At 33.4% G+C, this 13,077-nt stretch carries 8 protein-coding genes; 6 read left to right on the forward strand and 2 right to left on the reverse strand.

Going from position 1 to position 13,077, the window contains the following annotated elements; translation table 11 throughout:
- Positions 1 to 35 precede the first annotated feature (35 nt).
- Both EG346_RS21045 and EG346_RS21050 read left to right on the forward strand, forming a co-directional pair.
- The gene (locus tag EG346_RS21045) at positions 36 to 2,873 is read left to right on the forward strand and encodes a helicase-related protein (protein WP_123881335.1); all 2,838 of its coding nucleotides are present in this window, start codon (positions 36 to 38) and stop codon (positions 2,871 to 2,873) included.
- A gap of 2 nt (positions 2,874 to 2,875) precedes the next feature.
- A complete protein-coding gene (locus tag EG346_RS21050; RefSeq protein ID WP_228429352.1) occupies positions 2,876 to 6,679 on the forward strand; it encodes an Eco57I restriction-modification methylase domain-containing protein in 3,804 nt (1,267 codons plus the stop codon).
- Here EG346_RS21050 and EG346_RS21055 read toward each other — a convergent pair.
- Positions 6,676 to 7,707 carry a type IIL restriction-modification enzyme MmeI gene (locus EG346_RS21055; protein ID WP_185148140.1) on the reverse strand — a complete coding sequence of 344 codons (1,032 nt, stop codon included), beginning with the start codon at positions 7,705 to 7,707 and terminating at the stop codon, positions 6,676 to 6,678. The genes EG346_RS21050 and EG346_RS21055 overlap by 4 nt on opposite strands.
- A gap of 102 nt (positions 7,708 to 7,809) precedes the next feature.
- Here EG346_RS21055 and EG346_RS21060 point away from each other — a divergent pair, with 102 nt between their 5' ends.
- Complete coding sequence (locus EG346_RS21060) at positions 7,810 to 8,967, forward strand: site-specific integrase (RefSeq protein WP_123881337.1); 1,158 nt, start codon at positions 7,810 to 7,812, stop codon at positions 8,965 to 8,967.
- An 84-nt stretch (positions 8,968 to 9,051) separates the two neighbouring features.
- Here EG346_RS21060 and EG346_RS21065 read toward each other — a convergent pair whose 3' ends face one another.
- Positions 9,052 to 10,260, reverse strand: a complete 1,209-nt coding sequence (locus EG346_RS21065; protein WP_123881339.1) for a site-specific integrase — start codon at positions 10,258 to 10,260, stop codon at positions 9,052 to 9,054.
- 405 nt (positions 10,261 to 10,665) lie between these two features.
- On the opposite strand from EG346_RS21065, the gene EG346_RS21070 reads away from it, so the two are divergent.
- The 3 genes from EG346_RS21070 (at position 10,666) to EG346_RS21080 (ending at position 13,014) form a co-directional block, all read left to right on the forward strand.
- The gene (locus EG346_RS21070; RefSeq protein WP_103294173.1) at positions 10,666 to 11,907 is read left to right on the forward strand and encodes a tyrosine-type recombinase/integrase; all 1,242 of its coding nucleotides are present in this window, start codon (positions 10,666 to 10,668) and stop codon (positions 11,905 to 11,907) included.
- Between the two features lie 15 nt (positions 11,908 to 11,922).
- Positions 11,923 to 12,657, forward strand: coding sequence for a hypothetical protein (locus EG346_RS21075; protein ID WP_103294174.1), 735 nt, complete (start codon positions 11,923 to 11,925; stop codon positions 12,655 to 12,657).
- Between the two features lie 78 nt (positions 12,658 to 12,735).
- Positions 12,736 to 13,014: a helix-turn-helix domain-containing protein gene (locus EG346_RS21080; protein WP_103294175.1), complete on the forward strand. Its 279-nt coding sequence runs from the start codon at positions 12,736 to 12,738 to the stop codon at positions 13,012 to 13,014.
- The last annotated feature ends 63 nt before the right edge of the window (positions 13,015 to 13,077 follow it).

The following is a 13,077-nucleotide window of genomic DNA, read 5'->3' on the forward strand; positions in this document are numbered from 1 at the left end:
TTTAATGAAATCACAGGTTTATAAGTATATAAAAAATGAATAACAAATATAGTCCAGGCAACTTAGTACGATATAGAAATCGCGATTGGATGGTGCTCCCATCAAATGAAGATCAGATTATTTTGGTAAAACCACTTGGAGGTTCCGATGAAGAAATTACTGGTATTTTTATGCCTTTAGCCAAAGATATCGAAGCTGTAGAAAAAGCCACCTTTAAAGAACCAACAACGAGTCAGATCGGAAACTTTGAGACAGCAAAACTTTTGTACAACGCTTCTCGACTTTCTTTGAGAAATGCTGCAGGTCCATTTAGAAGTATGGGTAAATTATCCTTCAGACCAAGATCCTATCAGGTTGTTCCATTAGTAATGGCACTAAAGCAGGAAGTCACCAGACTATTGATTGCTGATGATGTCGGAATTGGAAAAACAATAGAGGCTTTACTCATAATCAAAGAACTTATTGAAAGAGGTGAAATCAAAAGATTTGCGGTGATTTGTCCACCTCATCTATGCGAACAATGGCAACAAGAATTAAAAGATAAATTAGACATTGATGCAGAGATAATCCGTTCCAGTACAGCATCCCGATTGGATCGCATGGTACCTGATGATCGTTCTGTCTTTTATCATATCCCGTATCAAGTGATTTCGGTTGATTATATAAAAACAGATAAACGTAGAGGTATCTTTCTAAATGACTGCCCTGAATTAGTCGTTGTGGACGAAGCTCATACCTGTACTTTACCTAAAGGTGCATCATCAAGAAATCAGCAACAGCGATATAACTTAATTTACGATGTTGCTGCGAATAAAGAGCGACATCTGGTATTGCTCACTGCAACACCACATAGTGGTAAGGATGAAGAGTTTCTTTCTCTTCTAGGCTTATTAAACACAACCTTCCAACAACTAAATTTTGAGCAACTGGAGCAAGCTGACAGACGAAAAATTGCACAGTATTTTATCCAGCGTAAGCGTGAAAATATTCGTAGATGGTTAAACGAGGATACTTTATTTCCGGAAAGAGATTCTAAAGAAGTAGGTTTCACATTATCAGAAGACACCAAAACTTTTTATAATGAATTAGTTGCATTTGCAAGAGGAATTTCAGATGTACAAACGGATAATGAAAATACAAGACTTTTGCGTTCCTGGGCTGCGATTGCTTTAATTAAGGGGGCTATGTCAAGTCCTGCTATGGCTAAAGAAATGTTGGCAAAACGCCAAGCAAAGCTGACCTTAGAGGAAGAACTCATCGATATTAGCACAGATGCTGTTGAAGACACTTTGTTTGAAGAAAATGATTTTGGAGTAGATTTTTCAAGATCAGATTTGTTAAATGCTGTTGATTATAAAACAGCAGAATTGGAAGGCCTTACTCAATTGTTAAAGCAGGCAGAGTTTCTAAATGAAGATACAGGAACAGATCTTAAAATAAAGCATACTATTGATCTGATTCGAAATTGGCTAAAGGAAGACTTTCAACCAATCATTTTCTGTCATTATATTGCTACTGCAAAGTATGTAGAAGAGAAGCTTAAAGAAGCTCTTCCTAAAAATATATTAGTACAAGCAATTACTTCTGAATTGGCTGATGAACAGCGTAAAGAAGAAATTGAAAGAATGGGAGAACATAAAAAAAGAGTTCTTGTTGCTACAGATTGTTTAAGTGAAGGAATCAATTTACAAGATCATTTTAATGCAGTATTGCACTATGATCTTCCTTGGAATCCGAACAGAATAGAACAAAGGGAAGGTAGGGTTGACCGTTTCGGACAAGATTCCAAGATTATTAAAACTTATATGCTTTATGGGGAAAATAATCCTATGGATAAGTTTATTCTAGAAGTACTGATTCGTAAAGTGCGTGAAATTCAAAAAAGTATTGGTGTTACGATTCCTATTGGCGAAAATAATAAGTCGCTAATGACAGAACTTACCCAGAAAATTTTAAAAACTTCATCAGAAGCTGAACAATTGACTCTTTTTGCCGAAGACAAAATAAGAATTGATAACGAGTTGGAAATGGCTCGTAAAAAAGGAGAAAACTTACGCTCTATTTTCGCTCAGGAATCTGTAGATGCTGAAGCAATTAAAAAAGACCTGCAAGAAGTAGATGAAGCTATTGGTGATCCAAAAGTTGTTGAAAGTTTTACTGTATTTGCCTTACAATCATTAGGAGCAGCTGTTACATCTGATTTGGACGGTTATAAAGTTCAGACAACGAACCTTCCAAAGCATCTTCAAGTTTCGTTACTTTCTAAAACAGAACAATTAAAAGGAAAAACAGAAACCAAAATTGCTTTTAATTCTCCCACCCCCAAAGGATACCAGTATATTGGAAGAAATCATCGTTTTGTAGAGCAACTTTGTCACTATATAGTAAGCAATGCATTTGAGGAAAAAGGTAATTCTTATGGTTTAGCAAGAACAAGTGTGATACAAACAGAAAGCGTAAAAAGTAAAACGACTTTAGTTATGTTTAGAGTTAGAAATGTCGTCAAAGAAATCCGTTCCAGAAATGAATCTGTAGCAGAAGAAATGTATCTATGGGGATATAGAGAAAATGAGGGTGTTTTACAACATGTTGATTTTGAGACATCCAATAAGTTACTAAACGAATCTATTCCTTTAAGTAATATTTCTATTGAACAGCAACAGCAACTTTTAACGGTAGAACTAAATTCTTTTGAAAATAAGAAAGATGCATTTATAGAAATTGCCACACAACGTGCAGATAGATTGGTAGAGGCACACGGAAGATTTAAAACTTTGATTGGTGGACGTAGTTACGAAAAATCAACCCCTGTACTTCCACCTGATGTTATGGGTGTTTATATCCTTTTGCCAAAACCCAAATCTCTTTTTTAACTATGAAATTAACAACTATAAATATACAGGGAAATATTTTCACAAGCGAAATTCTCGAAAAGATTCGTCAGGATGATATCAGTTTTCAGAAACCCCAAGATTTTGGATTAAAACCTAGTGAATTAGTCCGTGATGAGATAAATAACGCTTGGAGCCTGCTCAATACACATTGGCAAATCTTTAAACAAAAAAGGAGTTCATTTTCTGAAATAGATAAAGGAATTTCTGAAACCCGTAAATATTGGATTGTTCCGCTTCTTAATCTTTTAGGCTACCAGGTTGCACTTTCCAATGCGGAACTTGTCAATGGAAAATCTTATGCTATATCTCACAGAGCTTCCAATAAAGATGGGTTTCCTATACATATTGTAGGTAGTGAACAATCAATGGATAAAAAAGCAGAGAGTGGGCCGAGACTATCACCTCATTCTTTGGTGCAGGAATATATTAATTCTACTGAATACATTTATGGCTTTGTAACTAATGGAAACTATTTCCGTGTATTGCGTGATGCTACAAGACTTTCAAGACTAAGTTATCTGGAGTTCAATCTGGAACAAATGATGGAAGAAGGGCACTATGCTGAATTTGCTATTTTCTACCGTCTGTTACATGCTTCGCGTATCAATGATAAAAAAGAAGATGGAAAAGATGCTACGCTTGAATATTATCATAATGAGGCTTTAGCTTCAGGTTCACGCATCCGTGAACGTTTAAGCGATGCTGTTAAAGGTTCAATACTATCTTTAGCTAATGGATTACTTGCACAGCAAGAAAATACTGAATTAAGAAGTGCTTTTGAAACAGAAACACTTTCCGCAAAAGACTACTACTTACATATCCTAAGATCTGTTTATCGCATATTATTTCTATTAGTCATCGAAGAACGTAATCTGATTTATAAAGAAAATTTAACCGATGATAAAAAGAAGCTCAAGGATATTTACTACAAGTATTACAGCATTCAACGGCTTACCTTTCTGGTCAATAAAGCCATTTATATTGATCCAAAGAAGACGGATCTTTGGCAATCATTAATGACAACATTCAGGCTTTTTGAAGATAGATATTATGGCAAAGAATTAGGAATTGATGCGTTAAGTTCTGGAATTTTTAATAGAAACGCTATCGCGAGTATCGAATCAACCGCATTGAATAATAAAGATGTATTGAATGTATTTAAATCTTTAGTCACATTTGAAAATGAAAACAGACATACCATTCGGGTAAACTATGCCGATTTAGATGTAGAAGAATTTGGCTCGGTGTATGAAGGATTGTTAGAATTTGAGCCCGTGGTAGAAAATGCCGAATTTAGATTTAAACAAGGAGATGCCCGGTCTTCATCAGGTTCACACTATACTCCTGAAGAGTTGGTAAAACCATTGATTATCCATTCTTTGGATCATGTGATTGCCGACAAATTAAAAGAAGCTGATCCTGAAAAGGCAATGTTGAGTATTACAGTATGTGATGTGGCTTGTGGAAGTGGGCATATTTTGCTTTCCGCTGCTCGAAGAATTGGCTTTGAACTCGCAAGAATAAGAAGCAATGAAGATCAGCCTACACCATCTGTTTTGCGTATAGCAATTCGCGATGTAATTAAAAACTGTATTTATGGAGTTGACTTAAATCCCTTAGCTGTAGAACTATGTAAAGTAGCTTTATGGTTAGAAGCTCATGATCCTGGTGAGCCATTAAATTTTTTAGACCATCATATTAAAAATGGTAACGCCATTTTGGGATTAGCACATTATGAAGAACTCCAAAATGGCATTGCCAGTGAAGCGTTTAAGGCTCTTCCTGATGACGAAAAAACAATAGCTTCCGCTTTTAAAAAGCGTAATGACGAGGAGCGTAAATCGCAGATGAGCGAACTTTTTGATCTGAATACCGTTAATGAAGATTTTGTAGACGTACAAAAATCTATAAATCAGTTTAACCAAATGCCGGAAAGTACTTCTGAGCAGATTGAAAAAAAAGCCAATGCTTATCACGATTTAACCAATGGCAAAAAATGGTTTAGACTCAAGCAATTGGCAAACTTACAAGTAGCACAGTTCTTTATTCCCAAAACTACAGAAAACAAAGAAAAACTGACGACACATAGTAAATACAAAACTTATTTGAATTCTGGTACCCAAATTTTAGATCGAGGTGCAAGTATGGCAATTGCGGAACACAAAAAATTTTTTCATTGGTTCCTGGAATTTCCGGAAGTTTTCCAACAAGGTGGTTTTGACTGTATTTTAGGTAATCCACCATTCTTAGGAGGACAAAAGCTTACCGGGAATTATGGAACAAACTTCCTTGAGTATCTAAAACATACCTACAGACCAGTTGGAGCGGTAGATTTAGTTACTTATTTTTTCAGGAGAATTTTTGATGTAATTAAAACAAATGGATTTCAGTCTTTAATTTCTACGAATACTATTGCTCAGGGATCTGCACGTGAAGGCGGTTTAGATGTTATATGTTCAAGCAATGGGGTTATTAATCATGCGATTCGTTCTATGAAATGGCCGGGACAAGCTGCCGTCGAGGTTTCTTTGATTACAATCCATAAAGGTGAATGGAAAAAACAGTTTATTTTAGATAATAAATCTGTGGATCGAATTACCTCCTATTTGGATGATTCCGAAGTGATGGGAAAACCTAGGCCTTTGTTGTCGAATAAAGGAAAGAGTTTCCAAGGAAGTATCGTATTGGGGAAGGGGTTTGTTTTAACGACAGAAGAAGCAGAAAAACTGATAGAAAAAGACCCGCGAAATAAGGACGTACTTTTCCCATATTTAAATGGTGACGACTTAAACAATGATCCTGAACAAAAACCCTCAAGATGGGTCATAAATTTCTTTGACTGGGATGAAGAGAAGGCTCGATCTTATCCTGACTGTTACGAGATTGTTGAAAAGTTGGTTAAGTCTGAAAGACAGCGATGGAAAAAAGACAATGATGGCAATGAAATTATAGGTACATATGCTTTAAGAAAGCCGCTACCTCAAAAGTGGTGGATATATGGTGAGAAAAGACCTGCTCTATATAATGCCATATCTGAGTTAGACCAGGTAATGGTGATTACGAGAGTATCAAAGTATTTCGTAACAACTTTTATTGAATCTTCCAATGTTTTTATGGATAAGATTGTTGTTTTAACATTTGAAGAAAAAGGAATTTTTGCGATTTTACAATCCACGATATATGATTGTTGGGTTTGGAAAAACACTTCTACAATAGGTTCAAATGGAATTAATTTTGCACCTAATGACTGTTTTGAAAATTTTGCATTTCCTAAAGATATCGAAAACCTAGCAGATTTGGGAAATGCGTATTTATTATCTCGTAAGGAGTTAATGTTAAAAACTCAACTCGGACTTACAAAAATTTATAATCTTTTTCATTCGTCGGGTATTTCAGAAGAAATTAATGAAAATGATAAACAAGTAAAACTCTTACGGAATCATTTGATTAAAATAGATATAAATACTTCTTTTGAAGAAGTGATTGATGGAATTAAAAGACTTCGCCTTTTACATAAATTAATAGATGAAGCAGTAATAAAGGAATATGGTTGGACAGACATAAATTTACAAAATGATTTTTATGATGTTGAATATTTACCTGAAATTGATCGAATTCGCTACACCATTCACCCAAAAGCTCGTAAGGAAATACTAAAACGTCTGCTCATGCTCAATCACCAGCGTTACAAAGAGGAAGTATCTGAAAATTCAAAAAACATTAAGCCTAATCATAAAAAGGTAGATAATCAAAAGAAAAAATACAATTTCCCGAAACTATTTTAATCTTCGGGAAATAAAGTGTTGGTTGAATTTTTTGAAACAACTCTTAATCTTTTTTTACCTAAGTTATCAGATTTAGATTGCTCAAGATTTAATAGTAATAACCGCTTCAGAATTTCTTTTTTTACAGTAGGATTTATTGTAAATCTTGAGCGATCGTTTTCAGGAAGATGATTTAATTCGTAAAAGTAATGTTTCAAATCTATATCATTCCATTTATATAATTTAATGATTTCGAAATCAATCGATTTGTATATCTCTCTTAGCTTAATTATATCATCGTATATTTCAGTTTTATTGTCAAGATGAATATTATGGAATATATTTTGTAAATCTGTTAAACCTAATTGATAATGCTTCATTATTTTTAAACGAGTTAGATGAAGTTCATTTCCCAGACTATTTAATTTCTCAGATTTAACTGTAGGAAAAGGGAAAGTCTCAAAAGCGTTCGTGCCAGAGTACCGTAATGTAGAAGCCCCCATTGTTGAACTATTTTTCCAAGCCCAGACATCATGGATAGAAGAGTTTAGTATGGCTAATTCTGAAAATGTATTGAATGCAAATACGATAGTTGCCTCAGAAAAGATCATATTATTTTTACAAATAGAAATTAATAAATATTTGGCATGACGATTTAAAACCATTACCTGGTCTAACTCAGATATAGTAGCATAAAGTTCTTTTCTGGATCTTAAAAACTGCCACCATTTTTCTTTAGCTCCTTTATCTTTCTGTATAAAACGCTCTGGTTTGACTAAACGTTCCACTATGTCAAAGCAGTCTGGATAGCTTCGAGCCTTCTCTTCTGACCAATCTAAAAAGTTAATTACCCATCGAGATGGATCTTGAGTAGGACTGTTATTAAGATCATCTCCATTAAGGTAAGGATATAATACTTCTTTGTTTCTGGGATCTTTATTAATCAAAGCAAAAGCTTCTGCTGGTGTTAATATAAATCCTTTTCCAAGCACAATGCTTCCCTGAAAACTTTTACCCGAATTACTTTTTAGCGGCCTAGGTTTTCCCATATCTGCATATACGTAAGCATATCTGTTGATTTGTATCAGTTTAAATATCTCTATATTGTAATTTAAACATTTATTTACTTCACAAATACTTCACTTATAATTATGAGTATACAGATAAGCTATCGCTTTGTAATAAAAAAAGAAAAGAACAAAGAAGGGTTATATCCAATTTATTTGAGAGCATTTTTAAAAGGAAAGAAAATAGAAATTGCTACACCTGTAAAAATTCCTATGCGAGACTGGTCATTGAGAAGTCAAAGGGTTAAATCTCAAAATAATCATTATGGAAGGTATAATATGATACTGGAAGCTATAGATAAAAAATCCATCAAATTGCTGGTGGATAATTTTTTAAATGAAGAATATCCTTTGTCATTAGTACAGTTCAAAGACCGCCTACTTGGTTTAAATCATTATTTAACAGAACAAAGTTTTACTAATTATATTCTCAGTTATTTAGAAGAAAATAAAACAAAATTTAAGTCGGAAACTTGGTTCGGATATAAATCTCAGATTTCTAAGATTCTTAAATTTAAGAAAGAAATTATCTTTTCGGATATTAACGAAAAATTCATAAACGATTACAAACAATATATGCTAACAACTTTAGGCAATAATGAAAATACTGCCAGTAAAAGTCTAAGAGTGCTGCGAACATTTGTAAATATCTCTATGCGTTTCGGCTACATAAAAACGAATCCATTTCAATATACTTCCATAAAAAAAGTTGATGGTAAAAGAGATTTCCTATCAATTAAAGAACTAAATAGACTTACCGATTATTACTCAAAGAATGATTTCACGAAACCATTAGAAAAAAATATTCTAGGTTATTTTTTATTTGCTTGCTATACTGGACTTCGGTTTTCAGATTTAAAAACATTCTCGACCGACTCTATAATTGATAATTCTATACATCTTCGTATGCACAAAACCGGATATTTAGTAAATATTCCTCTAAGTAAAAAAGCAAAAATGTTTCTTCCTTCTAAAACCTTTAACGAAAGCAATGTTTTCAGAATGTATTGTAACAAAGTGACCAATAAAGTATTAAAAAAGATCGGAATAGAGCTTGGTTTCAATAAGAAGGTTACTTGTCATGTAGCCAGACATACATTTGCTACTACATCAATCTCACTAGGGATTCCAATAGAAGTAGTCAGCAAATTGTTAGGACACACAAGTATTCGTACAACACAAGTTTATGCAAAAATTGTTGATACAGTTAAAATAAAAGAAATGAAAAAGTGGGATAAATAACATATTTAGTATGAAAAATATAACAATCAAAATATCACAGTATCGGATCAAATTTGATACTGTGATATTCTTTGATTTTTATCATTAAAATTTATCTTTTAAAAACGCCATATCATCACTCACTTTCTTATCCAAGATCTTCGCATAATGCTGAGTAGTTTTTATATTCGTATGACCTAGCATTTTGCTTACGCTTTCAATTGGTACTCCATTAGACAATGTAACCGTAGTCGCAAATGTATGTCTTGCGATGTGAAATGTCAACTCTTTATTGATTTCACAAACACTCGCAATTTCTTTGAGATAGGAATTCATTTTCTGATTACTGAGAACAGGAAACAGGACATTTGAATTTACACTTTCCGGATGATTTTCATATTTTAAAATTAGCTTCTGGGCTAAAGGCAATAACGGAATTCTTGTTGAGGTATCCGTTTTCTGACGATGTGTGAATATCCATTGATCGCCATCTATTCCAATATTGACGTTAGATTTCGTCAATTTCTTTACATCAACATACGCTAAACCTGTATAGCAACTAAAAAGAAAAATATCACGCACCTGAATCAATCTGTCTGATGCAAATTCCTTTTCATAAATCGTCTGAATTTCCTCTTTGGTAAGATATGGACGTTCCACTACCTTAAGCTTTGCTTTGTAGCTTAAAAAAGGATCTTTGGAGAGCCAGCCATTCGCCATACATAATAGAATGATCTTTTTGAAATTCTTGATATACTTTACCGCGGTATTGTTTGCGCATTTACGTACACTGCGAAGCCAGAAGTCATAATCCATAATAAAAGCGTGGTCGATCTTTGTAATGTCAATATCAGAAGTTTTATATTTCCAGATTAAAAATTCCTGCGTATGCTTTAACGATGTTTTATAACGCTCCAATGTTCCAGGCGCAAAATCCTGACCAACCAGTGCTTCCACTTTATCATTATGATCCTGAAAAATAGGAATGAGCATTCGTGTTGAAACATCAGTTCCAAGCAGTTTAGATTTTAAACCTTCAGATGTTACAAAGTCTTCTTCTTTCAGCATCTGGTAGTGAGAATCGTACACTTGTTGTTCCAAAGTTTTAATATAGACATTAAGCGTTTTCGCCTCCTGAGAGTTGCCAACTGCTTTATGTGCTTTAACATCCCATTTCTGTGGGTCGATGTACCTTTTAGCGGCAATGTCCGCTGCCTTGCCATCTATCGTGATCCGTAAGTAGATGGGAGCAGTTCCGTTTGTTCTGATTTTATTCTTTTTGATAAAGAATAATAGGTTGAATGTTTTGTTCATAGTGTGGTAACTTTAATTGTTAATAATTTACTTTTTGTTACCACTTTCTGCAAGATGTACAATCGTTAGACTGCCTATTGGTCGGGTTTCCCTGAGTTTTTCGTGACCTATTTTCAAATTTTCAGGATGGGTCACGGAATAGGTCATAAAAATCGTGACCTATTTTGATTTTTTTTGATACTAGCGCAAAAACAAAAAACGCTGTAAACATTGATGTTTACAGCGTTTTAGCTTATTTTAGTTTCTCAACCAGCGGAGAGTGAGGGAAATGAACCTTGTTAAAATTAACATATCTAATTTTGTATAAGTATCCTATTTATCAATATTTTAAGTATATTTGTATCAATGAAAACAAGTTGTTTTTATGTTTAATTATGAAAGTATTAGCACCTAATTTAGCACCTTATGAATTCTACCTTCAAACTTAAAGAACCCAACAGCGAAAAGGAAACATTAATTTACTTCCGTTCTTATTTTGGAAATGAAAATAAGAATTTTATCTATTCTACTGGTGAAAAAATTAAACCCGAAGAATGGGATTTCGAGAACCGACAACCTAACGATCTAAATGGAAGAACAAAAAGAGCCGAGAGCCATAGAAGTATAAAAAAACAACTCGATAGATACATCGGTTATTTCACCGAAATTGTCAATCGTTACAAGAACATCGGAGAAGAGATAACAATTGATATTATAAGACAACGATTTGATGAAGAATTTAAAAAGATCAAAAGAAAGGATGATTTTTTCAGAATCTACGATGAATTTGTTCAAGAAAAAGAAAATGATTATTCAGGAAAAGGAATATCTAAATCAACAAAAAACAGATATGAATATAACAAAAAGTTGTTAGAGAATTTCCAAGAGGAATATAAACTAAAATTAAGCTTAGGGAATTTCGATGAAAAGATTTATAATAAGTTTCTCAAATACTGTATTGAAGAAAAAGACCATTCTGCCAATACCGTCCATAGAAACGTGGGATTGTTAAAAACGTTCTTTTATTGGACTTTGAGCAAAAAATACACTTACAACAATGGTTTTATCAATTTTAAAAAACCTCCTAAGTTCCGAACGGACGAGATAGCACTTAACTACGAGCAGGTAGAAAAAATCCATCAATATGATTTCAGCACTAGTAAGAGATTGGAAAGGGTCAGAGATCTATTTGTATTTGGTTGTGTAACCGGAATGCGTTTTGGAAACTACAGCTCTATTTCAAAAGAAGATATTCAAGGAGACTTTATACGAGTGATTGATCTGAAAAGTAAATCCAAAAATTTGGCAATTCCTTTAAACAGTATTTCCAGAGCAATTCTTGAAAAATACGATTATGAACTTCCAAATATTTCCAATCAAAAGATGAATGAATTTATTAAAGAAGTTTTCAAGAAAATGGACTTCACAGAGGATATCAAAAAGACAATGAAGTATGGGGATGAACTTGTCGAAAAGAAAACTGAGTTCTGGGAAAGAATATCTTCACATACCGCCCGAAGAAGCTTTATTACGATAATGAAGAACAATAAAGTTCCGGACAAAGTGATTATGAGTTACACAGGACATACGAGTTTAGAGGTCTTCAATGCCTATTACAGACCAAGTGAAGATGATAAAGTTAATTATATGAACGAAGTTTTTAAATAATTATTAATTTAGTTTATGGATCAGAAGAAATTATACGGACAATGGAACTTTTGGGAAGAATTTGTAGGTTATCCTATGATGATTTATTATCGGATCAGAGGAGAAAGAATTCAAAAGTTGCTATCAAAAAGAATTGACAAAGCCAAACAGAAAGCTGGCAAAATTGTTCTTACTGAAAAAATGAAAAATGAGTTTTTGATTCGGTACGAAAAGTTGGATAATTTTTTCAGTTTTCACTTCAAAGACATTGACGCATCCAGAAATCATAATTTTGAAGAGAAGATCCAATACTGTTTAGGCCAATACAGAAAAGAATCTAACACCCTAATAAGTTCAAGTAATATGATGAAGTTGCAGGGGAATTTTCTCAACGGTGCTGAAGCTACCCTTCTTCTATATTTTGCTTTAGAAAGCAAAACAAAAAGAGAAATTCGCCTATCTGATATTATGATAGGTGAAAACAGTTCAGAAATTTTCATTGATTTTTTGAAAGACAAAAAATTCATTGATGAAAATCACAATCTACTTGTAGATCAAAAATCTTCTTTTATCAGAATACACCGATTCTTGAAGGACAATCATATTATTAATCCAGATTTTCAGGATACCAGGATTATTGAAGCTATGGAAAATGAATACAATTCCACCTTTGACAAAGGAACATTTTCAAGAGCAGTCCTTGTGAAACCCAATGATTTTGAAGAGATTATCTATCAGGAATTATCTAAACTATTTAATATCAGCTATTAAACTTTACGCAATTGAGTAGAATTGTATGATTAGTTATTCCAATCATACAATTTTGTCTGCAAATAAAACAATATCGTTATGCAGACAAGCAATCCATTCCAAACCATTCTTGATGAATTAGGGGAAGTAAAAGAGATACTTTATTCTCTTAAAAAAGAACCTGAAATCGAGTTGAAAAAGAAGCTGTACTCTATCAAAGAGTGTTCAGAAATTCTTAAACTTGATTATCAGACCGTACGCTCGCACATTTTAAAAGGAAACATTAAAGCGGAACAAATCGGACGATTCTACCGAATCAGCCATTTGGATCTAATGAATGCTTTAAACGATGTCAAATCTCTAAAGTATAAAAGATAGACGAACTCATTTGTTTATCCGAATCACTATTGTTCAACCTTTCCGTAACATCCTTACGGAAGC

It is taken from the genome of Chryseobacterium carnipullorum (assembly GCF_003815695.1).
Classification (GTDB): domain Bacteria; phylum Bacteroidota; class Bacteroidia; order Flavobacteriales; family Weeksellaceae; genus Chryseobacterium; species Chryseobacterium carnipullorum.

Bases quoted from the DNA above. Each gene is read 5' to 3' on its own strand.
- EG346_RS21045 (WP_123881335.1), top strand. From the start codon at position 36: ATGAATAACAAATATAGTCCAGGCAACTTAGTACGATATAGAAATCGC.
- EG346_RS21050 (WP_228429352.1), top strand. From the start codon at position 2,876: ATGAAATTAACAACTATAAATATACAGGGAAATATTTTCACAAGCGAA.
- EG346_RS21055 (WP_185148140.1), bottom strand. From the start codon at position 7,707: ATGGGAAAACCTAGGCCGCTAAAAAGTAATTCGGGTAAAAGTTTTCAG.
- EG346_RS21060 (WP_123881337.1), top strand. From the start codon at position 7,810: ATGAGTATACAGATAAGCTATCGCTTTGTAATAAAAAAAGAAAAGAAC.
- EG346_RS21065 (WP_123881339.1), bottom strand. From the start codon at position 10,260: ATGAACAAAACATTCAACCTATTATTCTTTATCAAAAAGAATAAAATC.
- EG346_RS21070 (WP_103294173.1), top strand. From the start codon at position 10,666: ATGAATTCTACCTTCAAACTTAAAGAACCCAACAGCGAAAAGGAAACA.
- EG346_RS21075 (WP_103294174.1), top strand. From the start codon at position 11,923: ATGGATCAGAAGAAATTATACGGACAATGGAACTTTTGGGAAGAATTT.
- EG346_RS21080 (WP_103294175.1), top strand. From the start codon at position 12,736: ATGCAGACAAGCAATCCATTCCAAACCATTCTTGATGAATTAGGGGAA.